This window comes from Pantoea sp. CFCC18177 (assembly GCF_059412425.1).
The window spans coordinates 123,166-148,550 of record NZ_JBNBPL010000010.1 but is presented as its reverse complement, the minus strand read 5'-3'; the positions used below and the strand labels follow the sequence as shown (position 1 = coordinate 148,550).

Below are 25,385 nucleotides of genomic sequence, written 5' to 3'. Positions count from 1 at the left end.
CACCTGGATCTCAGCCTGTGATTGTAGGGTACGCATTAATGCGTACCAGGATTTCCCGGCCACAGAATGCAAAAAGGGGCGAACCGATGTTCGCCCCTTTTTATTGGACTGTTCGTTTAGGCGACAACGGTAATACGCTGTCCGGCAAACTCCACCGTCTGGCCTTGCACAATCTTGCAACGCTTACGCGTTTCAACCGCGCCATCCACGCGCACTTCGCCGTCAGCGATAAAGGCTTTCGCCTGCGCGCCGCTCTCCACCCAACCTTCCAGCTTCAGCAGGTCACACAGATCAACGTGGGCATGTTTACCTAAAGAGAACGTGGCCATTATGCCTCCTCTGCGTCGTGATACTCTTCACACGCGACTAATGTATTTTGAATCAGTGTTGCTACGGTCATCGGGCCAACGCCGCCCGGCACTGGCGTGATGTAAGACGCGCGCTCAGAGGCCGTCTCAAATTCCACATCGCCCACCACTTTGCCGTTTTCCAGGCGATTGATACCCACATCAATCACCACTGCGCCCGGTTTAATCCAGTCACCCGGAATAAAGCCCGGCTTACCAACCGCAACCACCAGCAGGTCCGCGTGCTCAACATGATGACGCAAATCTTTGGTGAAACGGTGCGTGACAGTGGTAGTGCAACCGGCCAACAGCAGTTCCATGCTCATCGGGCGTCCAACGATATTCGATGCGCCCACCACCACGGCGTTCAGGCCGTAAGTGTCGATGTTATAGCGCTCCAGCAGCGTCACGATACCGCGCGGCGTACAAGGGCGCAGCTTCGGTGCGCGCTGGCACAAGCGACCTACGTTGTAAGGATGGAAGCCATCAACGTCTTTGTCCGGCACGATGCGTTCCAGCACTTTGACATTATCGATGCCCGCTGGCAGCGGCAGCTGAACCAGAATCCCATCGATCTCGTTGTCATTGTTCAGCGTATCGATAAGTTCCAGCAGTTCGGCTTCGCTGGTGGTCGCAGGCAGATCGTATGAGCGGGAGATGAACCCCACTTCATCACACGCACGACGCTTGCTGGAGACATAGATTTGCGAAGCGGGGTTTTCACCCACCAGAACCACGGCTAAACCCGGTGCACGTTTACCGGCTGCTAAACGCTGCTGTACTTTTTCGGCAACCTCAGAGCGCACCTGCTGCGCAATCGTTTTACCGTCAATAATTTTTGCTGCCATCAGAGAGGAAATCCATCTGTAGAAAGTTAAATCGGGGAATGGCGCCTATTCTGTCAGAAGCGCGTGCGGCTGTCAGGTAGAGATTCGTTCGGGCAGGGCGTTTCGCGATTTTTTCGCAGTGACGGCAACCCGCCTTAGCGCGTATTATGCCCCTCAGGAAATTATGTGGATGCCGTGATGATTTGGTTAATACTCGCCACGCTGGCGGTGGTGTTTGTTGTAGGGTTTCAACTGCTGACGGCCGGTTCACGCCATGCCGCGCAAGGGCTGAGTAAAAGGCTGCAACTGCCGCCGGTGCATATCGAATCGATGCTGTCACTGATGGGTAAAGACGCGGCCAAAGAGTTCACCGATTACATCGCGGGCGACAACGAAACCCATCTGCAGAACGGCGCAGCGGTGATGCTGATCTGGCAGGTTCTGATTGTCGATGGCAGCGACGAGAACGCGGTGCGCTGGCATGGCATTTTGACCAAGGCTGGGTTTTCCGGGCTGATTTCGCGGCAGCAGCTGTTGCTGGCGTTAGGATTCTTAAGACAGCTGGAACCGGAGAGTGCCGAGTTGCACGCGTTGCGTGAACAGTACAATGCGCTGTTTACGCAGCAAGGGATTGAGCTGGAAGGGGAGTCCGGTGAGGCGAGTAACTTGGTGTCGATGAGTGAGTGGCGTAAGCGGCACTGAGGGTTGGGGGTTGGTGGGCATTGAGGACGGATGGCTCGACATAGGGAGCCTGCTGTTCGACATTCAGGACGAATTGCTCAATGATTCAACACTCTGGAGCCGCAGCACGGCAAAAACGTTGACGGCAGAGCGTGCAAACGTATAATCCGACGCAACCACTATGCGCCCTTAGCTCAGCTGGATAGAGCACCGGCCTTCTAAGCCGTAGGTCACAGGTTCGAATCCTGTAGGGCGTGCCATTTTTAAGTCAATTCTCTGCTAGTCAACCTACTTTCTTCTTTTCATTTTTTATATCAAAAAATAATTTCTTATAATAATCGGTTGTGGCGGGTTTTATCTGCTGTCCAAACTAATGGCGCGAACATTGGAATTCCTACTTTCACGATCCTGTTTAAAGATAAATGCTTTCTATCGACATTTGTGCTGATGTCTACTTAGTGCATCCCCATATTTGTTGTGGTGAACAACTGGCGCAAAAGACGGTTGTTGGGAATGTATTAACGGCTACTGTGCGAAAAGAGTATGAGCATTTATGCGACGGACTATAACCATGTCCGATATCATGAGCAGAGATTGTGTGTTGCATTCAAGGCTCTTAGCTGCGTAAAAAGTTTGAATGATATGCGCCGGTTCGAGTCTGGGCTTCGGAACCAACAGTATGTAAATAGACCGCAACTGAGGTTTTTTTTATTTATACATAAAATCCAGTCCCCGCAAGGCTTTTCACGTTTTTTCATTCAACCTAATTCAATCTACACAACTTACTGATGCGATTACAAATGCTGGTATATCCCGGTTCTATAATGTTTGTACCCACTCAGAACCCTTGAGAGGATACTCATCATGGCTCTGAGTGATGTGAAGGTTTGTACAGCCAAGCCTGAAGAAAAAGTCTATAAGCTTACCGATGGCGACTGCATGATGTTGTTGGTTCACCCTAACGGCTCGAAATACTGGCGATTTTGTTCTCGTTTTGGCGATAAGGAGAAAGATGCTGGCGTTGGGGAAATATCCTGAAGTGTCGTGGCACATGCTCGGGCAAGCAGGGATGTAGCCCATAAGCTGTTAGTTAACGGAGTTGATCCCAGTGAAAATAAGAAAGTCGTCAAGGTAGAACAATACCAGGAAGCGATAACATTTAAAGTGGTGGCCAGTTTTTGTTGACCACGACATTACTATCCGCGCAAACCCATGAGTGAGAATACGGTGAACAAGGCTTTACGAGTGATGGGGTATGACACGAAAACGGAAGTATGTGGGTATAGTTTCTGGATGATGGCGTGTAGTTCTTAGATTGAATATGGATTGTGATGGAGGGATGCAGTAAGTGTCAGATGAGTCATCAGGAGCGTAGCTCAGTGTGGGCGGCTTATACATAAGGCGGAGCACTTGGAAGAACGCAGACAGGTGCTGCCGTGGTAGCTGATTATTTTGCTGCGAAACGGGAGAAAGGAGTGAGTCCGTTTGATATTGGAAAAGTAACACCAAAATATTTTTACATCATGAATTTACAATATAAATGAGAATAATCATGCAGTTAATGATCCCATGATGCAGAGCGACAATGATATCTTGATAAAGTAGTACAGCGCTACTATTGCGTAAGTTCTATGTAACCTGTTAAAGTCTTCTCACTGACCTAGTACGACGCTACTACCTAGGATAAGAGAGGGAGTAAATAGCAGTTGCCGCTGCTAATTACCCGAAACAATCTAACCAAACCACTATTAGAGACCCTAACAAATTGAACGAGAAAAAATATCAATCCCTGCGTAAAAAGTCAATCAGTAAGGGGGGGGATATGGCTTGTATTGTCATGCTGATACACGCGCTTTCCTTTTCCTCATTGCAGATGGATTTAGATGTACATGTGGGGGATGTGAATTGGAAACACTCGATTGTGCTTAAAACTACTGGAGGAAAGGGAGAGTAATCTACCTAACTTACTTATGCATAAAATTGTTACATTAGAGAGTGTTGCTGAGACCCGCTTAGGGATGCCCTTTAAATCGGCAATACAAGATGCTGGTGAGCAAGGCTCCTGTTATCTTATCCAGACGAAAGATATTGGACTTGACGGCATTTTAGATCTTGGTGCTTTAACTTCTGTTATTCCTGAGGGTAATCCTGAGAAACATTATCTTTTCCCCCATGATATTTTATTACGTCTGAGGGGGCCTGTGTTTTCAGCTGGGATTATCGAAGGGAATCTAGGCAAACCAATCATTACGTCCAACCAATTAGCAGTGATTAGATGTAATGAAAATCTAATACTACCACATTATTTACATTGGTATATAAACTCTATTTCTGGAAGTAAACACATTCACAGTTTGAGTGAAGGTACTAATATTAGCAAAATTAATTCAAAAACGGTTTCAAAACTGAATATTAAACTTCCAACATTGGAAGAACAAGATAAGATTGGCTTGATAAATAGAAATTGGATTAAACAAAAAGTCACCTATAATTCGCTAATTCAGAATGGTGATGTACTATTCGATATTATATGTGAAGATATTATTAATAGGGGAGGTTTTGAAAATGAGTGAAATGATGGCAGTCCAGAAATCACTTTGGCTTGCTTGCGAAATATTTAGAGGGAAGGTTGACTCGTCTGCCTACAAAGATTATATATTTCCATTGTTGTTACTGAAATATATTTCTGACATGAAGAATGACTATGCGGAGAGTTTAATTAATGAAAGCAATTCTGAGCTGTTAGTAATCGTTTCTCGAGTACCAGAGGGTGCAAGTTTTTATAAAATATATCATGAGGCTAAGAATCATGGTGGCTATATTGGAGAGAGAATTGATGACTCGCTGAGATTAATTGATCAAGCTATTAACTCGGTTTGCCAAAGTAGAGGCGATTATTTATTTGAGTCTATAAAATTCGCTTCAGTTAACTTTGGTACAAGATCAGAAAGAGATCGAATGCTTTATGATTTACTCACTATTTTTGCACGTCCTGAATTGGATTTCAGTTATAGGCAAGATGGTGCTAATAAGATATATTTTGCTTGTAGTTATCTTTTTGAAAAGTTTTCATCTGATTCTAACGGCCGAAACTCAGAACTCTATACTCCAGAAGGTGTTTCATGGTTAATTGCAGAATTGCTGCAGCCAAAGCCGGGGGATAAAGTTTGTGATCCCATTTGCGGTTCAGGTTCTATTTTAATTGCATTCGGAGAAAAAATAAAAAAATCCTATGGAAGCAATGATTATCTATTGTTTGGCCAAGAGGTAAATAGATCAGGCTGGGCCTTGGCTAAAATAAATATGCTACTGCATAATGAGATGAATAGCAGAATAGAGTGGGGGGATGTTATTTCTAACCCGCAACTCCTAGATTCTGATAATAAATTGATGAAGTTTGATGTGGTTGCATCTAACCCTCCGTTAAATATTAGCGGTTGGAATCATGATGATTTAATATTTGATGTCTATGGACGTTTTAATTTAGGTATCCCTCCTCATGCTAAGGGTGATTATGCTTTTATTTTGCACATGATTTCAACGCTTAAGAATGCAACGGGAAGAATGGCCATACTTGTATCTCACGGAGTATTGTTCCGTGGAGGTCAAGAAGAGAACATAAGGAAAAAATTAGTTTATGAAGGATTATTGGATGCGGTAATAGGTCTACCAGATAGGCTTCTTCCTGGGACAGGCATACCAAGCGCCATTTTGATTTTTAGGAAAGATAGAAAGAGCTCCGATGTCTTGTTTATTGACGCATCTGATTTGGCTAAACCCTTAAAGGGGCGCAATTTAATAACAGATGAAATCATTGTAAAGGTATCAGAATGCTACTTTGAAAGAAGTAGTGTCGGCAATATTTCACATGTGGCTTCTTATGATGAAATACAAGAAAATGATTTTAATTTAAATATATCTCGGTATGTTAAGAAGCATGAGGAACAGGCTTTTATCGATCTTGACAGCTTACGTCAACAGCGTGAAGAACTACTGTCAACATTGCATGAATTAGAAAGAGAAATGAAAGGTTTTATTGATAATTGATGGAAATGGTTGATGCAATAGTATCAACCATTTTCTGATTACATTTCAATATCCCCAGTGGTTATAAGCCAAGGGCATCTTATTTAATTTAGCTCTGTGCTCGCGCCAGTTCGGTAGATACATGTTCATCAGTCCGATAAAGCGCTCGTTATGTTTACGTTCGTGTAAATGAACGAGTTCGTGAACCATAATGAATTCAAGGCATTCAGGAGGCTTTTTAACCAATTCGAGATTGATCCAAACCCGCGCAGATTGAGGGTTACAGCTACCCCATTTAGTTTTCATTCGCTTGATACCTACAAACCTGGCTTCAACCTTCAGTTCTAGCTGCCATTTTGCCATTAACTTAGGCAGTCTTTGTTTTAAAATACCGCGATACCATTGGTTGAGAACTGCTTCCCGTTGGGCTTTGTCGTAATGTGGAGGTACCTTCATGCGTATCCAACCACCCTGAAGTTTCACTTCAGCAGACTTATCTACCAAAACTACATCCAGCCGATATCCTCTTCCCCAGAGATAGTGGGTCTCGCCACTGCACATTTCACGCTCACTCTATCGAGGCTGTGCCTGAAATTGTGCTTGTTGCTGTCGAATCCATACAAGCCTTCTGACAACAGCCATCCTGATAGCTGTATCTGACAGTGAGACGGGGGCCGATACTCTTACTCGGCCATCCGGAGGAAGTACGCTGATATGCAAGTTTTTGATTGGCTTACGCTGCAAATCAAGAGCGAGCTCACCAAAGGTAACCGATGGCATCAACGATACTCCTTCTGTGCCTTCACCAGGGCCATTCAGGTTCGTGTAAAAGCTCAATTCTTAAACACTTGAGTCTGGTGCCATTCAACAAATTGCTCTGCAGGCCAGAAAATTTTATCCCGTGGCAAAAAAAGTTTTTCCCCATCACGCTGCCAGAAAAGCTGGTCAACCACCTGGCTTCGGTTTACTCCTCCGGAAATTCGGATGGTCATATGTTCATCTATTCCTATCGCTCCCATATCAAAAGCTGAATGGTGCAGGGAACACAGGGCTAGTCCATTATTCACTTCGCACGGCCCGCCATATTGCTTCCAGCGAATATGTGCCGCTTCCAGTCCTACAAGTGCGCCATCAAGTCGTAAGTCGTAGCCACAGATAGCGCAGCGTGAGTGATAGGCCCTTAATACAATCTCCCTGAAACGCGGATCGCGTGCTTTCATCAGCCTGGTAAAATCAAATCCAAGACGGTCTGCGATAAGTATCTGAAGGCTTTCTGGGAAACGCTCAGACATGATCTGAAGCGCCAGTTTATTGATCATTTCAGGTGCTTCCCGAAGGATCTGGAAGCTGCTTTCGTCAAAACCACCCGAAACGTGATTCTCAATCAGCTCACGTTTTGTTGGTTGAATATTGCCCTTGCGAGGTTTGCATCCTTCCGTATTTTCCAATGACCAGAATCCGTCGTTTCTCAAACGCCAAAAAGGCATATTTGGATAGTAGTCACGACGCTTAGGGCCGAAGTCAGCCAGCAATTTTATCAGCGGTTCGTGGATCTCTTGTCCGTAATCGAAGAGTCGGGAATGACCTTTCAGGTATTGAGATAGAACATAAAGCAACAGCAGGGGTTTATGCGGCGCACACTGATCGTCCTTGCGCCAGATAGCCACATTTGAAATTGCCGTTTGCAAAGCTTTACGTGAGATCATAGCCGAAGGTTAAGAGGTTCAAGTTGGTGCGATCATGCTCGCAAAGAAAATGTAATTCAATGATTGTCCATTAAAAATAGAGAGGTGGATACCGAGCATGGTTCTGTAGCTTAGTGAATGTATACTGTGGCGTTGACAGGAGTTACTCAATAAAACATCAGCGTTGCAGGTGCTGATGAGGAATAAAGGCATGTTAAAAACCAGTCGTCCCCAGATGATTATCAACGTGTTGCAAGCTAATCCCGGCAAGCAGTTCACTGCTCGCCAGCTGGCGCAAAAAATCATCGAAATTTATAAAGATGAGTTGTCTGAAAAACGCAAAAATACGCGCTTCGCCAGTGATGAGGACTTTCTGGATCAGATCACTGCGGAAGTCGGGGGAAGCCGAACAGTGAAAGCTAAAGCTATGTGCCCGCAAGTGATGACAAGGGATAAGCCTAGGCCAAGATTATACTACTGGGGCGAGGATCTTGTTGAGACTAATCAAATAATGCCACTCTCTGACATGACACCAGTACCTTCAGTACAAACAATGAGTTTTACTGAACATGCGCTTTATCCATTACTGATTGAGTATCTGTCGGAAGAAGAAGAGTTACTTTGTCGCCGTATCGATGAAAAGCGTTCGAGCAATAACAAAGGGCTGGGAGCAAATCATTGGCTTTATCCCGATATTGTTGCGCTGCAGCCTCTGGATAAAGGCTGGGATACAGTTGTACAAAACTGCGTTCGCCATAGCGAGGGCCGTTTGACCCGGTTATGGTCTTTTGAAGTAAAACGCCAGCTTAATCGAAGTAACGTGCGTGAGTGCTTCTTTCAGGCAGTGAGTAATTCAAGCTGGGCGCATTTTGGTTATCTCGTTGCTACAGAGATTAATGAAGATAAGCAGCGTGGAGTGGAACGGGAACTACAGATGCTTTGCGCGCTGCATGGTATTGGTGTGATCCTGCTGAACCCACAAGATCCGGGGAACAGCCAGACGCTCATCCCGGCACGTGAACGAACCAGTATCGACTGGCAATCAGTTAACCGATTGGTAGAAGAGAACTTTGATTTTAAGGAGTTTATCGATCTTGTGGCTGAGTATCACCAAACAGGTAAAGTACATAGAACTTTGTGGAATAAATAAACCAAATTGACCAGAATTCTAATAGCGACCCCAAATTTGCGAGATCGCTATTAGGTTTGAACTTCATGAATTGTTTTAAACATTCGCTCCCCTCAACACCCGCCACAGCTCCCCAACCGTCAAATCCCGCACCACCGCCCGCGGCTCCTTCTTCAACCACCCAATCAACCGACCCACCCCGAATAAATCCAGCCCCTCAGCAGTAAAAAGATACTCATTCTCCCCCAGCCTAAACGTTTCCTTAAACGATCTCCCCTCAGTCACAAACGAAACCCCAAACCGCTTCTCAGCCTCTTCCTGCAGCTCAACTCCATCGTCCCCTGCAATCCCCAAATCCGCTTCCAGCCGAGTCTCCTCGGTAATCACCGACTTAACATCCCCTGAGATCTCACGCACAAAATCAATCACCTGCTGCAATGTGGGTTCCACGCTCACCTCCCGATTCATTCTCCATCCCCCATTTTCAATCCCCAACCCCCGACGGCAAATCTTCCCGCAACGTCCCCAGCAAATACTCCACAAACACTCTCACCTTACTGTTCGTCATCTGCTTTGTCGCGAAGACTGCACTAATCGACATCGACCCCACCGCAAACTCCCTTAACACCGGCACCAACGCGCCAGAGGCCAAATCCGGTCCTGCAAGCCACGCCGGAAACTGAGTAATACCCATGCCAGCTAATGCAGCAGCACGTTGCTGTTCGCCGTCATTGCTCTGAAATCGTCCTTGAGGCATCAGCGTAAACGGTTTTCCATGCCCATCCAAAAACCGCCACGGATGCACACCGCGTCCGCCATTGAAGGCAATGCATTGATGTCCGCTTAACTCAGCAGGTGAGGTGGGTGCACCATGCTTCGCAAGGTATTCCGGGCTCGCGAGCGTGATCAGCGGACTTTCCGCCAGCTTGCGTTGTGTCAGCGCCGAATCTTGCAGTTCGCCGTGCCGGATGGCGACATCGATATTCTCTTCTATCAAATTCACATGCCGTTCAGAGACACGCAGTTCGATGTTAAGAGCCGGATGGCGTTCCAGCAGGGCGGGTAAGCGCGGCACGATATAGAAGCGACCAAACACCGGCGCGACGGAGATGCGTAGCGTGCCTGCCGCCTCATCCGCACCGAATTTTACGCGGGTTTCCAACTGCTCAAACTCATCGCGCAGGCGCAGTGCGCCGTCATAGAAGGCTTTGCCTGCCTCGGTTAAGGCGATGCCTCGGGATGATCGCTTCAGGAGTTGCTGTTTGAACTGGCCCTCCAGCGCGGCAACCTGTTTACTGACGGCAGACTGGCCGACGCCCGCTTCTTTGGCAGCGGTGGAAAAGCTGCCGCACTCTACTACGCGCAAAAACAGTCGGATGGCATCAAGTCGGTCCATATGAAGTCCAGTCTGGAATAGATGGTATTCCATTAAGCCAGCTAGTTGCCGAAATGGGAATGGCTTAACGTGGCTCCACACCCAAACACGTTGGATAACATCATGAACATGACCAGACATCCCTTAACCGCGCATGACCGTCAGCAGGTCGCACAATCGCTGGCTGAACTGCAGGAACATCGCAGTAACTTTACGGGTTCGATGCGTGAATACTATGACGCGATGTGCGCCCAAACGCCGCTGGCAGAAGGTGTGCGCATGGAACAAACCGATGCCTCGGGTTGGTGGCTGCATCCTCAGGCCACGCATAGCGAACGCGTGATCGTATTCATTCACGGTGGCGCTTATATGCTGGGGAGTGCGCAGGCGTATCGCGGCTTTGCCAGTCAACTGGCGGCCCGTACTGGCTACTCAACCTTTGTGCTGGACTATCCGTTGGCACCGGAACATCCTTTCCCGGCGGCACCGGAAAAGGTGGTTGAAGTGCTGGAAGGACTCATCAGCAGCGGGATCACGCAGATCACCCTGGTAGGGGATTCTGCGGGTGGGGCGTTGGCATTGGTGGCGCTGCAATATCCACATCTGGCAGCCAGCATCCGCTCGGTGGTGGTGTTTTCGCCCTGGACCGATCTGACGTTTAGCGGTGCATCGTTTAACGATCCAGAGATGAGCGATCCGATTTTCCAGCCCGCAATACTGCAGGATGCCGCCAAAGGCTATTTGCAGGGCCATGATGCGCAAGATCAACGTGCATCGCCGCTGTTCGCAAATCCTGCTGCATTGCCACCCTTGTTAATTCAGGTTGGGAGCGAGGAACTGCTGCTGGATGATGCTACTCGTCTGGCGAGCAAAGTCGCGAAATCAGGCGATGCGGTGCAACTGGATATTTATGATGGTATGCATCACGTGTTCCAGCGGGATAACCAGTTGGATGCCGCGTGTCATGCGTTGGATACAGCGGCGGCATTTATTCATCGCCATTAATTCGTGAGGGTCGACTCGGCCCTATAACACCACCCTTGTTAAAAGCTACTCGATTCGCTGTATTGGAACCTACCTACGTTTTGCGTCCGGTTGCCATTTGGGTACCGTCACTTCTCTTTGCTCATAGTAAGCAATCAGATGAAACTCGGCCCTTTCTGCTACGCAGAGGAGCTTCAGCAATTCTGCTCAGGCTAACAATGTTGGGGCAGGACAGGGCTGTAGTCCGCACAAAAATAAATAATTAATTGGATCTAATTTTTAGTGCATAAATTCGACTTAGATCAGATTTTCATACTGTTCACTTGATCGACTGTCACGCTAAGTAATAGTATCGCTGCCAGTGTGGTTATGAAGGTTAGCAGTGGATAAAGGCTATGGGAGTCATCTTTCAGCCACCGCAGAGGCTAATGCAAACAGTCTTAACCCTTAAAACTTCTACAGCGTAAACGGATTATCAACGCTCAGATAACACCAGGATGGTGCCAATGATTTCTCAAGATTCTCATATAACAATTTCTACCCTCGATACGCTAATGCAGGATACCTGGCTGCTAGCGCTTGCTGTCCGAAACGGACAATCCATCACCGTTGATGATGCGCTCTACCAGCGTTGCTTCAGCATGGTCCAACAGGTCCAGGACCAACTCAATACAGCCGGTGCGCCAGGCCCTCTCTGCGAAGAAATCAAATTTGCGCACTGCGTCTTCCTCGACGAACTGATCATGACTATTCCGGAAGCTGATATTTCAGCCTGGTGGAGGCGCACACCTTTGCAGGGGCACTTTCTTGGGCATCTTAATGGTGGCGAGCATTTCTACTAACGCATTAAACAGTTGCCTATAGAGCCTGCGGGAGTAAAAGCCGCCGTTAAGCTGGACATGCCAATGAAGGAGCTGGCGCAGTTCGTCGCGGTCGTGGGCTTGTTCCGCCAGCCTGACAGGGATCGCGGCACATGGAAACAGGTGCTGAGCCGCGAGGAGCTTGATCCGGACTCACCGCGCACCATTGAAGTGAGGGATAACACCCTGAATTTGGAACTATTGAAGTAACTTTTCAATTTTTACGGCAGAAGCCACAAAGTGACGCTATACGATATAAAACCGAAGTTTCAGAATTTATTAAGACCGCTGGTTGTCAGGTTACATGCGCAGGGTATCACTGCGAATCAGGTAACGTTGTTTGCCATGCTGACCTCTGTGGTACTGGGCGCACTGTTGATGTGTTTCCCCGATCCGCGCTTTTTTATCACCTTGCCTATCTTCCTGTTTTTCCGCATGGCGTTAAACGCCATTGATGGCATGTTAGCCCGAGAGTTCAATCAGCAATCTATCGTTGGAGCAATCCTCAACGAGGTCGGTGACATTATCTCTGACGCCGCACTGTATCTGGCTTTTGCGTTTGTTACAGGTATCTCGCCGTGGTTGGTAGTGTTGGTCGTGCTGCTTTCCTGGTTGAGCGAATTCTGCGGTGTGATGTGTCAGACGCTGAACGGCATCCGCAGTTATCGTGGTCCGTTGGGAAAAAGCGATCGTGCATTCCTCTTCGGTGCTCTCGGTCTGGTGATTGCGCTGTGGCCGCAATATATCGGCTACGCTAACGCACTGTTTGCCATCGCCGCCCTGTTGCTGTGCTGGACCAGTCTGAACCGCTGCCGCTGTGCGATGGAGGCGAAAAATGGCTGATTCCAGACAAGTGCTTTATTACTGCCTGGGTGGCATCTTCGCCATACTTATTCTGGCGACGCTGATTATTTTTGTGCTGAGAAAATGCCGCCCGCAGCGCAACTGGCTGGAATTGCAGCAGCGCGTTAATAGCTGGTGGGTAATTATCTGCCTGTTTTCGCTGGCAATGCTGTCTCCTAAATGGCTGGCGCTAACCTTTTTCGGCTTCATCAGCTTCCTGTCGTTAAAAGAGTATCTGACGCTGGCCCCCACGCGACGTTCGGACAGTATGCCGCTGCTGTGGATGTATGCCGCCATCCCGGTTCAATACCTCTGGACCGGCATGGCCTGGTACGGCATGTTCATCATCTTTATCCCGGTTTACGTCTTCCTGTTCCTGCCTGCTCGCATGGTGATTGCCGGTGATACCAAAGGTTTTCTGCACTCAGCATCGGTGATGCACTGGGGCATGATGACCACCGTGTTCGCTCTGAGCCACGTCGCTTACCTGATGACTTTACCCGGTTCTGACGCCAGCGCCGGTGCGCTGCTGGTGTTCTTCCTCGTTGCGCTGACTGAGCTGAATGATATTGCCCAGTATCTATGGGGAAAATCGCTGGGCAGGATCAGAGTGACGCCCAAAGTCAGCCCGAATAAAACGCTGGCCGGTCTGCTGGGCGGCATCCTCACCACCATGCTGCTGGCGGTGATTCTTGGCCCACTGCTCACACCAATGAGTTATCTCCACTCGCTGGGTGCCGGGTTGATTATTGGTGCCAGCGGCTTTTGCGGCGATGTTGTGATGTCGGCGATCAAACGCGACTTTGGTGTGAAGGATTCAGGAAAATTGCTGCCCGGACACGGCGGTATTCTGGATCGCCTCGATTCGCTCATCTACACCGCACCGCTGTTCTTCCACTTCTATTACTACTTCTACGTGTAAGAGGCGCTCATGAACCGAATGCTGCGCTGGATCTTTACCCTTTGCATCGCTTACCCGGTGGTGTGGATTTGGCTGGGTGTCGCCGTTGCTAACCGTAAGAAACTGCCGAAAACAGGACCGGCAATTATTGTGGCGAATCACAACAGTCATCTGGATGTACTGACGTTGTTCACGCTGTTTCCGCTTTCGACGCTGGTGGACGTACAGCCGGTTGCTGCCGCCGATTACTTTCTGAAAAACAGAGTGGTGGGTTGGTTCGCACTCAAGGTGATTGGCATTATCCCGGTGTATCGCGGGGCGCATCAGGCCAATCCGTTGCAGGCCTGCGTTGATGCGCTGGCGGAAAAGAAAATCGTCATTATTTTCCCGGAGGGCACGCGCGGTGAGCCGGGGAAACTGTCAGAAATAAAATCAGGCCTGTGGCATCTCAGCCAGCAGTGCCCGGATGTGCCCATCGTTCCTGTCTATATGCACGGGCTGGATCGCTCAATGGGCAAAGGCCAGAAAATACCAGTGCCGTTTTTTATCGATATTTATATCGACGATCCTGTGCGCTATCAGGACAACAAGGCCGAATTTAAAACCGCGTTATTAAATCGTTTTGTCGAATTACAACAGCAAGCTACAAGGAAACTACCATGAGCCGGGAAGCACGTTTATTTCAGGAAGGATCTTTTTCAACCAGCGACGGTGAATCACTCTATTTTCGCCACTGGCCCGCGCAGGATGCGCAGAGCAAAAAAGTGATTGTGCTATTTCATCGCGGGCATGAGCACTCAGGACGTTTACAGCATGTTGTCGATGAGTTGCTGATGCCGGATGCCCATTTTTACGCCTGGGATGCACGTGGGCACGGCCATTCGCCGGGAGAGCGTGGTTACAGCCCGAGCCTTGCTCGTTCAGTGCAGGACGTCGATGAGTTTGTCCGCTTTGTGGCTGAGCAGGCACAGGTGAGTATTGAAGACATTGTTGTGATTGCGCAAAGCGTCGGCGCAGTGCTGGTCGCTACCTGGGTACATGATTATGCGCCTAAAATTCGTGGCATGGTGCTGGCATCTCCCGCGTTTAAAGTGAAGCTGTATGTGCCTTTCGCGCGCACGGGCTTGGGGTTGCTGCAACGCATTCGCGGCCTGTTTTACGTGAACTCTTACGTGAAGGGAAAATTTCTCAGCCACGATCCTGAGCGAATCAGAAGCTTTGAGCAGGATAAACTCATCACTCGTCAGATTGCGGTGAATATTCTGCTGGACCTGTATAAAACGGCGGAGCGCATTGTTTCTGATTCTGCCGCTATCACCGTACCCACCCAACTGCTGATTTCCGGCGATGATTTTGTGGTGCACACCAAACCACAGCAAAAATTCTATCAGGGGCTGCGCAGCGCCATTAAAGAGCAGCATATTCTGCCGGGCTTTTATCACGACACGCTCGGCGAGAAGGATCGCCAGCTTGCCTTCGATAAAATGAAGCCGTTTATCGAACAGCTCTATAACGCAGCTCCTTACACCTTCGATTACAGCCATGAAGATCAGTGGAGCCCGGGCGCTGATGCGTACCGAGAATTGCAGGCCCCACCTAAACGCTGCTCACCACAAGGCATGTCCTACGCTGCGCTGAGTTTTGGCATGAAAACCATTGGCAGGCTATCTAAAGGCATGCGCCTGGGATATGAAACCGGCTTTGATTCTGGCAGCACGCTGGATTATGTCTACCGCAATACGGCTGAAGGCACCGGCATTGTTGGTCGCATTATCGACAGACAGTATCTCAACAGCATTGGCTGGCGCGGCATCCGCGTGCGCAAAGAAAATATCCAGCAGGTGATTGCGCAAGCCGTAGCAAAACTGCAAGAGCACAATTTACCGGTTCGCGTGGTCGATATTGCCGCTGGACATGGCCGCTACGTTCTTGATGCGCTGGAGAAGCAACCGGGAATTGAAAGCATCCTGCTGCGTGATTACAGCGATCTGAATGTGGAAAAAGGCCAGGCGATGATTGAAGCGCGTCAATTAGGCCATCTCGCGCAGTTCAATAAAGGCAATGCCTTTGATTATGACTCGCTCGCTACACTCGCGCCTGCGCCGACGCTGGGCATCGTTTCAGGTCTCTATGAACTGTTCCCCAGCAACCAGCTAATAAAAACGTCGCTGGCCGGTTTGGCAGTAGCCATTCCGCCAGGTGGTGTGCTGGTTTATACCGGACAGCCGTGGCATCCGCAGCTGAAAACCATCGCATGGACCTTAACCAGCCATCAAAACGGCATTCCCTGGCTGATGCGTGTACGCAGCCAGAGAGAGATGGATACGCTGGTCGAAGAAGCTGGATTTGAGAAATGCCACCAACTGATTGATGAGTTTGGCATCTTTACCGTGTCGCTGGCGGTAAGAAAACAGCATGACTGAATCGTTGCTGACACAACGCCCTTACAGCCCCTGGAAACAGGGGCTTGGCTGGCTGATGCTGCTGGGGCCGCTGTTTTTTCTGAGCTATGGGCAGGTGAATACCTTTACCGCGACTCGCGACGATGTGGGCAGCCTGGTATTTGGCTGGGAGCATGCGATCCCGTTTATTCCCTGGACTATCGTGCCTTACTGGAGCATTGACCTGCTATACGGCATTTCACTGTTCATCTGTACCTCAAGACAGGAGCTGATGCGTCACGGTTGTCGCCTGCTTGCGGCATCGCTGGTGGCGTGTGCTGCGTTTTTGCTTTTCCCGCTGAAGTTTACCTTCACGCGCCCGGAAACCCAGGGTGCTTTCGGCTGGCTGTTCCGCCAGCTTGAACAGTTCGATTTGCCCTATAATCAAGCTCCTTCACTGCACATCATCCTGACCTGGTTGCTCTGGTTACGCTTTCACCAGCATCTGAATCGCCATGCGAGAATCGTTTCATGCTGTTGGTTCCTGCTGATTGCCGTTTCCGTTCTGACGACCTGGCAACACCATTTCATTGATGTGATTAGCGGAATGGTAGTTGCAATCATCATCAGCTATGTCATTCCGATTGAAGGAGAATGGCGCTGGCAGCGGCCAACACGGCACGCGCGACGTCTTGCGAGTAAATACTGCCTCGGTGGCATGCTGTTTTTACTGGCAGGAACAGCGATTCCCTGTGGTTATTGGCTGCTGTGGCCTGCCTTAGCACTACTGACAGTGGCTGCGGGCTATGCCGGATTGGGCGTGACGGTGTTCCAGAAAAACAGCCACGGCAACTTATCTCTCTCCGCACGCTTGCTACTTCTGCCTTACCTGGCAGGTGCAAAAATTTCCCGCCGCTGGTTTTCCCGGCATACAGCGCAAAGTAATGAGATTGCCGCTGGCGTATCGCTGGGCAGATTTCCGGGCAAGGCAGAGCGGGATATTGCTGTTTTTGACCTGACAGCAGAATTCCACAAGGGCGAGCGAGGTGAACAGTGCTGGCAGTCCTATCCCTTAATGGATCTGCTGGTGCCAGACATTCAGCATTTGCGCATTGCAGTAAGACAGCTACAGCAGCTACGTCAGGCACATGACAGGGTGCTGGTTTGCTGCGCTCTGGGGTTATCGCGCAGTGCCACAGTGGTTGCGGCGTGGCTGCTGGCTGAAGGGCATGCTTCTTCTGCCGACCAGGCCGTTGCACTCGTCACTTCCCGACGTCCGCAGATTGTTCTCACGCCTGTACACATTGCCACTCTGGAAGCATTCAGCAAGGAACAGCCATGTCAGAAAGCATGATGACTAAGCGGATTGTGCAAATTCATCTGTCGAGCTGGCGCTACTTTGCCGCTCTGACACTGCCACCGCTGGCGCTGATACTCAATCTTTTCTACTCCGCGCTGAGCCTGCCTTTAATGATGTTGTTTTTCGTCACCCACTCCTACTGCTGGCGTTTATGGCTGGATGAACGGCTCTTCGCATTACTCAACAACGAAGACGATCTCGCTGAGTTTGACCATGGCATGGCACAGCTGTGGCCGAAAAAATTCGCCCGCCCGCGTTCTCTGACTGATCGCCTGCGCGGAACAAGAGTTATTTTTTACCGGGCAATGCTCTCACTGCTGGTGCTGTGGCTGGTTTCACTCTGTTCTGTGTTGTATCTGGCGCTGGTTGAGTAGGTGAGCAATGAACGATCATGATTTTCTAAAATATTTTGACAGCGAAATGCGTTATCTGAAGGCGGCGGCGCAAGAGTTTGCCGAGCAATATCCGGAAGTCGGTCGTCAGATCCCCCCATAACATCGTTCTTGCAGGCGTTCAGGGCTTTATCAGCGTGACATTAAACAATTAAGTGGATCTGATTTTTAGTGCATAAATTCGACTTAGATCAGACTTTCATACTGTTTACTTGATCGACTGTCACCCTAAGTAATAGTATCGATGCCAGTGTGGTTTTGAGGGGGCCTAGTGGAGAAAGGCTCTGGCGTCATCTTTCAGCCACCACAGAGGCTAATGCAAACAATTTTAACCCTTAAAACTTCTACAGCGTTGAAGGATTAACAACGCTCAGATAACACCAGGATGGTGCCAATGATTTCTCAAGATTCTCATATAACAATTTCTACCCTCGATACGCTAATGCAGGATACCTGGCTGCTAGCGCTTGCTGTCCGAAACGGACAATCCATCACCGTTGATGATGCGCTCTACCAGCATTGCTTCAGCATGGTCCAACAGGTCCAGGACAAACTCAACACAGCCGGTGCACCTGACTCTCTCTGCGACGAAATCAAGTTTGCGCACTGCGTCTTTCTCGACGAACTGATCATGACCATTCCGGAAGCCGATATTTCAGCCTGGTGGAGGCGCACACCTTTGCAGGGGCACTTTCTTGGGCATCTCAATGGTGGCGAGCATTTCTACGAACACATCAAAAATCTGCTGCGCGAACCAGCACCCTCAGAAACCTTACTGGTCTGCTATCAACGCATGCTGAAGTTTGGCTATTCAGGTAAATATCGGGTTGAAAACGATACTGAACGCCAGTCACTGCTACAGCAGCTGGAAAAGCGATTGCCAGAAGTCGCGCAAATGGACGCTCATTGGGACATCGTTCGCTGTAGCGGCCCTGCAGAAATGCATTGGTGGCGCTCGCCGCAGATGGCATTTGTTTCACTGCTTTTACTCACTGCGGGATTGTGGGGTGGATTGAGGTTGTTTTTACTGACTCAGTGACTGGGTTGAAACAGGGATAAAAGGGAAGGGAAACCATGGGAATTGCGGATTACATCATTGAGAGTGGTAAATACGGAGCTTGTAACCATTACCAACTCCGGCTGAAAAAACTCAGCCAGGAGCGCCCGGATATTCAGATTTCGGTGTTGAAATTCAGCGGCAGTGAAGCGCTGAGTCAGATCCCCCGTTATGAGGTTGAATTTACCAGCACCACTCGCGATATCCCTGCGACGCTGCTGATCAACTACTCTGCTGAATTGTTGATGTATCCGGATGGTAAACCCTGGGAAAAACTTACTCCGCGCATCGTGCCAGGCATCATCACGCAATTCCGTCAGCATAATACCAGCGCCGACCAGACCCACTACAGCGTTGTGCTTGAACACAAGATGGTGCGCATGACGCAGGGGCGCAACAGCGCAGTTTACCTCAATGACAGCATTATCAGCCTGACTGAAAAGACGCTGGAAAATCATCTGATTGACCGGATGGGCTTTGCCCTGAAGCTCAACACCCGCTATCCGCTACGTGACTTTATGATGCAGTACGAAGAGTCCGATTATGCGCATATCGCCAGACGTCTGGCCGATGTCGGTGTGTCGTTCTATCGTCAGTATGATGAAGAAAGCAATGAAGATGCCATTATCTTCACCGATCACGCGCAGGGCTGGATCAAGGGACCGGCAATACCTTTCCGCCATCCTTCCGGGCTGTTTGACGGAGGCCTGGAATCGGTCTGGGATATGCATGTAGTTCGCAATGCCGTGCCGAAGCAGGTCGGCGTCAATGATGACAACTACCGCAGCGCACAAAGCGATATGAAAGCGGAAGCCAGAACCAGCGAGGAGTATCGTGCACTACGTGGTACAGACCATCGCTGGGCGGAGCATTATCCCGATGCCGGAAAAGCGTATGAGGAGCAACCCGGCCAGGGCATCTGGTATGCAGGTATCCGCAGTGAACGTCATCTCAGTACGCTGGTGACGTTTGAGGGTAAATCCAACTGCATGACGCTGCGTCCGGGGATGATCATCACGACCCCAGGTAAGGCGTGGCCAGATGCGCCAGAAGGGTTACTGGTCGTCAGCACTGATTGCGAGAATATCTCCCGCGATTCCGCTTATTTCATCACATTCACAGCTGTTCCCTGGAGCCGTGATTACACATGGCGACCAGAGGAACTCTGCTGGCCGACCATCAGCGGAACGTTGCCTGCCCGCGTGTCATCTACGCAGGAAAATGATACCTACTCCCACATTGATGCTCAGGGGCGTTACCGCATTCGCTTCGATCTTGACCGGGGTGAGTGGCAGAAGGGTTTTGAAAGCTGCTGGATACGCCTGGCAAAACCTTATGCAGGGGGAGAATACGGCTTCCACTGGCCGTTAATGGATGGCACGGGTGTGATGGTTGGCTTTGAAAGCGGTGATATTGATCGCCCGTATTCGACTGGAGCAACGACGAAAACAACCGCCGCCGTATCAGCGGTATCCGTCACGTCAGCTGGCGTCAGGACTATAACTCGTCGTATCACTGGCACGGCGTGCGCATTCGCGTGGCGCTCGATGAAACGCAGTTCAGCGGCACCGGTGATGCCCGCCTGTTCTGCGAGCTGCTGGAGCAGTTCCTGACGCAGTACGCCAGCGTGTTGCGCTTTACCCAACTGACGGTGCTGTTGACCGCTTCTGGCACCGAATGGGCTTGGCCTGAACGCCGCATTGACAGGGTGCTGATGTGAGCATGGATAACAACGAAAACAGCCAGACGCTGCCACCTTTCTGGCTGGACGAAAAAGGCCGCGACCAGACAGCTCGGTATAATTTTTATCGTTTCTGCCAGTTGCTGGAGCAGACGACCGGCAGCCGTCTTGGCACGGGCCGCACGCCCGAGAGTGATCCGGTGCGCTTTCGCCCCAATCCGCATCTGGGCTTTCCCGCCGGGGAGCTGAAGTGTACGGAAAATGATGCTGACAATCCGGATGCCGCGCCAACGGTCAGAACTAACTTCTTTGGCCTGTACGGTGTGGATTCGCTGCTGCCCACCAGCATCATTGACGATATTAATCAGGGCCGCGACGGTGCGGATGCGATGGCAGCGTTTCTGGATATCTTCAATCACCGCTTGATGACACAGTTTTACCGCATCTGGCGCAAATACAGCTATCCGGCCACCTTTGAGCCGGGCGGTATGGATACGGTGTCGCAAAGCCTGATGGCGCTTACGGGCATCATCCACAGCGGCGATCAACCATCATCACGCCTGCTGGCAATATTGCAACCACTCTTGCATACCACGCACACCGCGGAAGGCATCGTAGCGGTGATCAACAGCCAGGCACCGAATACCAAAGTTGAGGTTTTTGCACACCATCCGGTGAGGATGCCAGTGGCAAAACGCGCCCGCCTCTCAATACGCGGCGGCATGACGCTCGATCAAAATCCGATACTGGGCGATGAAACTCACGTGGCGGGTTACTGCTCGCGGGTCGAGCTCTCGACAGACGATCCCGCAGAAGCGAAGGGCTGGATGCCTGACGGGCAACTCCGCCAGGACGTGATGGCGCTGCTGCACACCTTGCTGGGCTGTGATTACGATTTGCGATTCTGGCTGACGGTGCCGACCCGGCTGCTGCCGGTGCCCCGCTTGGGCGATGCCGGATTATTCAACGGATACAATGTGATGCTGGGGTTGAGGGATGATAATAACACCACAATGCCTGCAACAACGCGAATTCGTGTGGGGCGCTTGCGCGAGGTTAATAAGGTGCTTGGGTGATTATTCGCTTATAACCCTAAGGTTCAGCCCATCATAATTCTTCATTATATCAAGGACACTCCGCGACTCTGATGTTAGCGGTAATGACGAATATTCTTGGGCGTGAACAATCAATGACAGCTAAAACAAATAGTTGAATTAGAGCTCGCATCGTGGACAATATTAAATGATAAGTAATATTTATCTCAACGAAATGAATAACATTATCTAAGTTACGGGATGGGCGATGGACAGCAATACTCAGGGATTCACTTCATACTGGCGTAATACCTTGGCTGATTCCGAATCAGGAAAAGGAGCATTCGAGCGCAAAGATGAAGATTCATTCACAAAATCGAAGGATGTTTCGGCTGGAAGGTTGGATGAGGAGATTGTCAAATCACTCTTCCAGGGTGAAAACCTTGAGGTTAAAACTGTCGAAGTGTTGCTGCGCCCACAGGTATGGATTCGTCAGTTAAAACACGGCAAAGAAAGAACAGCAGGTGCTCCGGCCATTGTTACGCCTTTGGTCACCTCCGCTCTGCTGAACCGCGAAGGTTTTTTATTTCCAGCTGCTCCCGCTACCATTCCCCGTGATCTGCTTGAACCGCTCCCCAAAGGTACTTTCTCTATTGGTGAAATGGAGACATATGACAAATACAAAACCACCCATAATTCAATCACTTTTGGCACCGACAATGAGGATGTGCAGCGAGAGGAATCAGATGAACAACGGGAGGAACGATATGCTCGTTATCAGCAGTCGTGGGAAAAATACCGTGAAAATACTGATGAACTTTTAAAACATGTTGCTGGCAAATGGCTCAAATCACCTGAGCAATATGAACCCGCTGGATATGGCTATGTTATTAAAGCCAACCAGACTGGAGGTGCCAGCATTCATATATTGCCGATGTACGATCATCTGCTGTCGAGCAAAAAAGCGGTTCCACTACTTTCACGTTTTGCTTCAGTAGAAAAGCCCACGACACAGCCACTCCTTGCCAGCAATGCCATGTTCAGCGAACGTCTGGGGCATTCCGGTGATAAGTTTCCGCTGGCTGTCGCACAGCGCGATGCCCTAAGTCATTTTCTTACTCAACAGTCGGGCGATATTCTTGCGGTGAATGGTCCTCCAGGAACAGGGAAAACTACCTTGGTTCTCTCGATCATTGCTACTGAGTGGGCAAGGGCGGCGCTTAACAAAGATGAGCCACCGTTGGTGATAGCGACATCAACCAACAATCAGGCGGTAACCAATATTATTGAGGCCTTCGGTAAAGATTTTTCAAGCGGTACAGGTCCTATGGCGGGGCGTTGGCTGCCTGATGTCAGAAGCTTTGGCGCTTACTTTCCGTCATCGAGTCGAAAAGCCGATGCCGCAAAAAAATATCAGACGGAAGATTTTTTTAAACGTGTCGAATCCCTTGAATATCTGGAAAACTCAGAAGTCTTCTTTCTTGAAAAGGCAAGAGAGGCTTTCCCCGGTGAGGAGTGTCAATCAACTGAACAAGTTGTGGAACGCTTACACAGGCGTTTAGCTGAGCTTCATTCACAGTTGAAGCAAATTGAGCCCATTTGGGGAAGGCTTAATAGCATACGCGAGGAGCGGTACGCCATAAGCGACGATCTGAACCAGTATATTCAGAATAAGAGGACGTTACTGCTCGATATCACCAATGAAATCTCACTATTAACGCAGGGAAAAAAACAGTGGCAGCAACTCAGAGCCAGTGAGTCATTGATGTACGCACTGTTCTCCTGGATTCCAGCCGTTCGCACTAAACGTCACTATCAAATAAGTGTTTTTTTAGAGGCTACATTTGGTGAACGAATGGCAGCATTTCAAGGGACATTTGCTGAAGGTATTGATGCCTTTATTGATGACCTTATTGCAAAAGCGCTTAAGGAGCAGGGGGAGTATCAACAGCAGATTTCTTTTGCTGAGGATGTTTCCCAGCGTGAAAATGAAGCCGCCATACGTTGGCGTGAAATGGGGCATTCGCTGGGACACACTGGCGAGGAGGAGCTAACCCTGAGCGAAGCCGATGAGCTTGCCGATACACAACTCCGTTTCCCTGCGTTTCTGGTGACGACGCATTACTGGGAAGGTCGATGGTTGATGGATATGGCTTCGATTACTCATCTTGAAAAAGAAAAAGGTCTTAGAGGTGCGAAAGCGGTTAAAGCTCGCTGGCTGCGAAGAATGAAGCTTACCCCTTGTGTAGTGATGACCTGTTACATGCTTCCTCATCATATGCTCATCAGGGAGCATGTTGGCGGGAAAAAGTTTGATGATGGCTATCTGTATAATTTCGCTGATTTACTGATAGTTGATGAAGCGGGACAGGTACTGCCTGAGGTCGCTGCAGCTTCTTTCGCATTAGCAAATAAAGCATTAGTTATTGGTGATACAGAACAGATTGCACCCATTTGGAACAGTTTGCCAAGCGTAGATATTGGCAACATGGTGGAAGAGAACATTCTACCGGGTGGTACTCAGGAAGAACTCAATGAGGCTTATGCACTGGTGTGTGACTCCGGAAAGAGTGCCGCATCTGGCAGCGTCATGAAGGTTGCCCAGTTTAACTCGCGTTACCAGTATGACTCGGATTTGGCCCGCGGGATGTATCTATACGAGCATCGTCGTTGCTTCGATAACATCATTGGTTACTGTAATAGCCTGTGCTATCACGGAAAATTGCAGCCCAAACGAGGGGTTGAAAAAGAAACGATATTTCCTGCGATGGGCTATTTGCATATTGATGGCAAAGGCACGCAGGCAAATGGTGGAAGTCGCTATAACACCTTTGAAGCAGAGACGATAGCAGCGTGGCTTGCAACTCATAAGGAAGACATTGAGCGTCATTACAATAAACCTTTGAATGAATTAGTTGGCGTTGTCACGCCTTTTTCGGCTCAGGTCAACGCGATTAAATCGTCATTACGCAAACTGGATATTAATTGTGATGCCGATGAAAATTCACTAACGGTCGGCACTGTTCATTCATTGCAAGGGGCGGAAAGGGCGATTGTAATTTTCTCGTCAGTCTACTCGAAGCACGAAGATGGCGGGTTTATCGACAGAGACAGCAGCATGCTCAATGTCGCCGTTTCACGTGCTAAAGATAGCTTTTTGGTCTTTGGCGATATGGATGTGTTCGAGATCCAGCCAGGTTCTTCGCCGCGAGGACTACTGGCAAAATATCTGTTTGCCTCCACCCGGAATGCATTGCAGTTCGAATACCAAGAACGCCATGATCTTAATGCTGCACAAACGCAGCTCTCAACGTTACACGGTGTTGAGCAACATGATGCGTTTTTAAACCAAACGTTTAACGCGATCTGTAAGAGTATCACTATTGTTTCCCCTTGGTTAACCTGGCAAAAGCTTGAACAAACCGGTTTTCTCGCATCAATGGTTGAGGCGCGAGCTCGCGGTATCGATATCACGGTGGTCACGGACAAAAGTTTTAATACCGAGCATACTGATTATGAAACGCGCATATCCAAACAACAGCGCCTTAAGGATGCAGTGGAAAAACTTAATGAAATCGGTGTCGTGACGAAGTTGGTCAATCGTGTTCACAGCAAAATTGTAATTGGTGATGATGGAATTTTGTGCGTCGGCTCGTTTAACTGGTTCAGCGCCACTCGCGATGAGAAGTATCAGCGATATGACACGTCGATGGTTTACCGTGGCGAAAGTCTGAGAGGTGAAATTAAGACGATTAATACCAGTCTGGAGCAACGTCAACTGCAACACTAATTCATTTTCCCATGAGTAATGGCTTCACTCTA

23 protein-coding genes, 1 tRNA gene and 3 pseudogenes are annotated in these 25,385 nt (G+C 49.3%); 21 read left to right on the top strand and 6 right to left on the bottom strand.

What is annotated here, in order from left to right; translation table 11 throughout:
• Positions 1-116: 116 nt before the first annotated feature.
• A complete protein-coding gene (gene ybcJ / locus ACPUC8_RS12990; RefSeq protein WP_039330567.1) occupies positions 117-329 on the bottom strand; it encodes a ribosome-associated protein YbcJ in 213 nt (70 codons plus the stop codon).
• Positions 329-1,195, bottom strand: coding sequence for a bifunctional methylenetetrahydrofolate dehydrogenase/methenyltetrahydrofolate cyclohydrolase FolD (gene folD, locus ACPUC8_RS12985; RefSeq protein ID WP_039330566.1), 867 nt, complete (start codon positions 1,193-1,195; stop codon positions 329-331). Before folD ends, ybcJ begins: the two co-directional genes overlap by 1 nt.
• A 177-nt stretch (positions 1,196-1,372) precedes the next feature.
• Between folD and ACPUC8_RS12980 the strand changes: the two genes are divergently transcribed.
• The 5 genes and pseudogenes from ACPUC8_RS12980 (at position 1,373) to ACPUC8_RS12960 (ending at position 5,902) form a co-directional block, all read left to right on the top strand.
• A complete protein-coding gene (locus ACPUC8_RS12980; protein ID WP_039330597.1) occupies positions 1,373-1,876 on the top strand; it encodes a DUF1198 family protein in 504 nt (167 codons plus the stop codon).
• A 162-nt stretch (positions 1,877-2,038) separates the two neighbouring features.
• Positions 2,039-2,115, top strand: a tRNA-Arg gene (locus tag ACPUC8_RS12975).
• Between the two features lie 604 nt (positions 2,116-2,719).
• Positions 2,720-3,028 (top strand): annotated as a pseudogene (locus tag ACPUC8_RS12970) (Arm DNA-binding domain-containing protein); the annotation flags it as partial.
• A 797-nt stretch (positions 3,029-3,825) separates the two neighbouring features.
• Positions 3,826-4,428, top strand: coding sequence for a restriction endonuclease subunit S (locus ACPUC8_RS12965; protein WP_039330564.1), 603 nt, complete (start codon positions 3,826-3,828; stop codon positions 4,426-4,428).
• Positions 4,421-5,902, top strand: coding sequence for an N-6 DNA methylase (locus tag ACPUC8_RS12960; protein WP_039330563.1), 1,482 nt, complete (start codon positions 4,421-4,423; stop codon positions 5,900-5,902). The genes ACPUC8_RS12965 and ACPUC8_RS12960 overlap by 8 nt, the downstream gene beginning before the upstream one ends.
• A gap of 45 nt (positions 5,903-5,947) precedes the next feature.
• On the opposite strand, the pseudogene ACPUC8_RS12955 reads toward ACPUC8_RS12960, so the two are convergent.
• Positions 5,948-6,661: pseudogene (locus tag ACPUC8_RS12955) on the bottom strand (M48 family metallopeptidase).
• 53 nt (positions 6,662-6,714) lie between these two features.
• Entirely contained in the window at positions 6,715-7,587 is an 873-nt protein-coding gene (locus tag ACPUC8_RS12950) for a phosphorothioated DNA-binding restriction endonuclease (protein ID WP_039330562.1), read from the bottom strand.
• Between the two features lie 190 nt (positions 7,588-7,777).
• On the opposite strand from ACPUC8_RS12950, the gene ACPUC8_RS12945 reads away from it, so the two are divergent.
• On the top strand, positions 7,778-8,716 hold the full coding sequence (locus ACPUC8_RS12945; protein WP_039330561.1) for a COG2958 family protein: 939 nt from the start codon (positions 7,778-7,780) through the stop codon (positions 8,714-8,716).
• A 75-nt stretch (positions 8,717-8,791) separates the two neighbouring features.
• Here the strand turns inward: ACPUC8_RS12945 and ACPUC8_RS12940 are convergent, their stop codons facing one another.
• Complete coding sequence (locus ACPUC8_RS12940) at positions 8,792-9,145, bottom strand: hypothetical protein (RefSeq protein WP_039330596.1); 354 nt, start codon at positions 9,143-9,145, stop codon at positions 8,792-8,794.
• 34 nt (positions 9,146-9,179) lie between these two features.
• Positions 9,180-10,091 carry a LysR family transcriptional regulator gene (locus tag ACPUC8_RS12935; protein WP_039330560.1) on the bottom strand — a complete coding sequence of 304 codons (912 nt, stop codon included), beginning with the start codon at positions 10,089-10,091 and terminating at the stop codon, positions 9,180-9,182.
• A 102-nt stretch (positions 10,092-10,193) separates the two neighbouring features.
• Here ACPUC8_RS12935 and ACPUC8_RS12930 point away from each other — a divergent pair, with 102 nt between their 5' ends.
• The 15 genes and pseudogenes from ACPUC8_RS12930 (at position 10,194) to ACPUC8_RS12860 (ending at position 25,353) form a co-directional block, all read left to right on the top strand.
• Complete coding sequence (locus ACPUC8_RS12930; protein WP_039330559.1) at positions 10,194-11,075, top strand: alpha/beta hydrolase; 882 nt, start codon at positions 10,194-10,196, stop codon at positions 11,073-11,075.
• Between the two features lie 485 nt (positions 11,076-11,560).
• Entirely contained in the window at positions 11,561-11,896 is a 336-nt protein-coding gene (locus tag ACPUC8_RS12925; protein WP_039330595.1) for a DotU family type IV/VI secretion system protein, read from the top strand.
• Positions 11,897-11,959: 63 nt separating this feature from the next.
• Positions 11,960-12,124: a hypothetical protein gene (locus ACPUC8_RS12920; protein ID WP_418903604.1), complete on the top strand. Its 165-nt coding sequence runs from the start codon at positions 11,960-11,962 to the stop codon at positions 12,122-12,124.
• Positions 12,125-12,154: 30 nt separating this feature from the next.
• Positions 12,155-12,757 carry a CDP-alcohol phosphatidyltransferase family protein gene (locus ACPUC8_RS12915; protein ID WP_039330558.1) on the top strand — a complete coding sequence of 201 codons (603 nt, stop codon included), beginning with the start codon at positions 12,155-12,157 and terminating at the stop codon, positions 12,755-12,757.
• Entirely contained in the window at positions 12,750-13,679 is a 930-nt protein-coding gene (locus ACPUC8_RS12910) for a phosphatidate cytidylyltransferase (RefSeq protein WP_039330557.1), read from the top strand. The genes ACPUC8_RS12915 and ACPUC8_RS12910 overlap by 8 nt, the downstream gene beginning before the upstream one ends.
• A 9-nt stretch (positions 13,680-13,688) precedes the next feature.
• Positions 13,689-14,321, top strand: coding sequence for a lysophospholipid acyltransferase family protein (locus tag ACPUC8_RS12905; RefSeq protein ID WP_039330556.1), 633 nt, complete (start codon positions 13,689-13,691; stop codon positions 14,319-14,321).
• Entirely contained in the window at positions 14,318-16,081 is a 1,764-nt protein-coding gene (locus ACPUC8_RS12900; protein ID WP_039330555.1) for a bifunctional alpha/beta hydrolase/class I SAM-dependent methyltransferase, read from the top strand. The genes ACPUC8_RS12905 and ACPUC8_RS12900 overlap by 4 nt, the downstream gene beginning before the upstream one ends.
• Positions 16,074-17,393 (top strand): phosphatase PAP2/dual specificity phosphatase family protein, encoded by a 1,320-nt coding sequence (locus tag ACPUC8_RS12895; RefSeq protein WP_039330554.1) that lies wholly within the window; start codon positions 16,074-16,076, stop codon positions 17,391-17,393. The genes ACPUC8_RS12900 and ACPUC8_RS12895 overlap by 8 nt, the downstream gene beginning before the upstream one ends.
• Positions 17,378-17,773, top strand: a complete 396-nt coding sequence (locus ACPUC8_RS12890; RefSeq protein WP_039330553.1) for a hypothetical protein — start codon at positions 17,378-17,380, stop codon at positions 17,771-17,773. Before ACPUC8_RS12895 ends, ACPUC8_RS12890 begins: the two co-directional genes overlap by 16 nt.
• Before the next feature lie 7 nt (positions 17,774-17,780).
• Positions 17,781-17,894 (top strand): type VI secretion system baseplate subunit TssF, encoded by a 114-nt coding sequence (locus ACPUC8_RS12885; protein ID WP_071885748.1) that lies wholly within the window; start codon positions 17,781-17,783, stop codon positions 17,892-17,894.
• A gap of 291 nt (positions 17,895-18,185) precedes the next feature.
• Complete coding sequence (gene tssL, locus ACPUC8_RS12880) at positions 18,186-18,830, top strand: type VI secretion system protein TssL, short form (RefSeq protein WP_039330552.1); 645 nt, start codon at positions 18,186-18,188, stop codon at positions 18,828-18,830.
• 35 nt (positions 18,831-18,865) lie between these two features.
• Positions 18,866-20,254: pseudogene (locus ACPUC8_RS12875) on the top strand (type VI secretion system Vgr family protein); the annotation flags it as partial.
• A gap of 56 nt (positions 20,255-20,310) precedes the next feature.
• Positions 20,311-20,568, top strand: a complete 258-nt coding sequence (locus ACPUC8_RS12870) for a type VI secretion system baseplate subunit TssF (RefSeq protein ID WP_494926458.1) — start codon at positions 20,311-20,313, stop codon at positions 20,566-20,568.
• 2 nt (positions 20,569-20,570) lie between these two features.
• A complete protein-coding gene (gene tssG, locus ACPUC8_RS12865) occupies positions 20,571-21,605 on the top strand; it encodes a type VI secretion system baseplate subunit TssG (protein WP_494926449.1) in 1,035 nt (344 codons plus the stop codon).
• A gap of 226 nt (positions 21,606-21,831) precedes the next feature.
• Positions 21,832-25,353, top strand: a complete 3,522-nt coding sequence (locus ACPUC8_RS12860) for an AAA domain-containing protein (protein WP_494926448.1) — start codon at positions 21,832-21,834, stop codon at positions 25,351-25,353.
• The last annotated feature ends 32 nt before the right edge of the window (positions 25,354-25,385 follow it).

What these genes read in the sequence shown, in the direction of transcription:
- ACPUC8_RS12860 (WP_494926448.1), top strand. Translation starts at nt 21,832, where the DNA reads ATGGACAGCAATACTCAGGGATTCACTTCATACTGGCGTAATACCTTG.
- tssL (WP_039330552.1), top strand. Translation starts at nt 18,186, where the DNA reads ATGATTTCTCAAGATTCTCATATAACAATTTCTACCCTCGATACGCTA.
- ACPUC8_RS12895 (WP_039330554.1), top strand. Translation starts at nt 16,074, where the DNA reads ATGACTGAATCGTTGCTGACACAACGCCCTTACAGCCCCTGGAAACAG.
- ACPUC8_RS12920 (WP_418903604.1), top strand. Translation starts at nt 11,960, where the DNA reads ATGAAGGAGCTGGCGCAGTTCGTCGCGGTCGTGGGCTTGTTCCGCCAG.
- ACPUC8_RS12885 (WP_071885748.1), top strand. Translation starts at nt 17,781, where the DNA reads ATGAACGATCATGATTTTCTAAAATATTTTGACAGCGAAATGCGTTAT.
- ACPUC8_RS12930 (WP_039330559.1), top strand. Translation starts at nt 10,194, where the DNA reads ATGAACATGACCAGACATCCCTTAACCGCGCATGACCGTCAGCAGGTC.
- ACPUC8_RS12935 (WP_039330560.1), bottom strand. Translation starts at nt 10,091, where the DNA reads ATGGACCGACTTGATGCCATCCGACTGTTTTTGCGCGTAGTAGAGTGC.
- ACPUC8_RS12890 (WP_039330553.1), top strand. Translation starts at nt 17,378, where the DNA reads ATGTCAGAAAGCATGATGACTAAGCGGATTGTGCAAATTCATCTGTCG.
- ACPUC8_RS12980 (WP_039330597.1), top strand. Translation starts at nt 1,373, where the DNA reads ATGATTTGGTTAATACTCGCCACGCTGGCGGTGGTGTTTGTTGTAGGG.
- ACPUC8_RS12950 (WP_039330562.1), bottom strand. Translation starts at nt 7,587, where the DNA reads ATGATCTCACGTAAAGCTTTGCAAACGGCAATTTCAAATGTGGCTATC.
- ACPUC8_RS12945 (WP_039330561.1), top strand. Translation starts at nt 7,778, where the DNA reads ATGTTAAAAACCAGTCGTCCCCAGATGATTATCAACGTGTTGCAAGCT.
- ACPUC8_RS12965 (WP_039330564.1), top strand. Translation starts at nt 3,826, where the DNA reads ATGCATAAAATTGTTACATTAGAGAGTGTTGCTGAGACCCGCTTAGGG.
- ACPUC8_RS12900 (WP_039330555.1), top strand. Translation starts at nt 14,318, where the DNA reads ATGAGCCGGGAAGCACGTTTATTTCAGGAAGGATCTTTTTCAACCAGC.
- ACPUC8_RS12925 (WP_039330595.1), top strand. Translation starts at nt 11,561, where the DNA reads ATGATTTCTCAAGATTCTCATATAACAATTTCTACCCTCGATACGCTA.
- tssG (WP_494926449.1), top strand. Translation starts at nt 20,571, where the DNA reads ATGGATAACAACGAAAACAGCCAGACGCTGCCACCTTTCTGGCTGGAC.
- ybcJ (WP_039330567.1), bottom strand. Translation starts at nt 329, where the DNA reads ATGGCCACGTTCTCTTTAGGTAAACATGCCCACGTTGATCTGTGTGAC.
- ACPUC8_RS12910 (WP_039330557.1), top strand. Translation starts at nt 12,750, where the DNA reads ATGGCTGATTCCAGACAAGTGCTTTATTACTGCCTGGGTGGCATCTTC.
- folD (WP_039330566.1), bottom strand. Translation starts at nt 1,195, where the DNA reads ATGGCAGCAAAAATTATTGACGGTAAAACGATTGCGCAGCAGGTGCGC.
- ACPUC8_RS12960 (WP_039330563.1), top strand. Translation starts at nt 4,421, where the DNA reads ATGAGTGAAATGATGGCAGTCCAGAAATCACTTTGGCTTGCTTGCGAA.
- ACPUC8_RS12905 (WP_039330556.1), top strand. Translation starts at nt 13,689, where the DNA reads ATGAACCGAATGCTGCGCTGGATCTTTACCCTTTGCATCGCTTACCCG.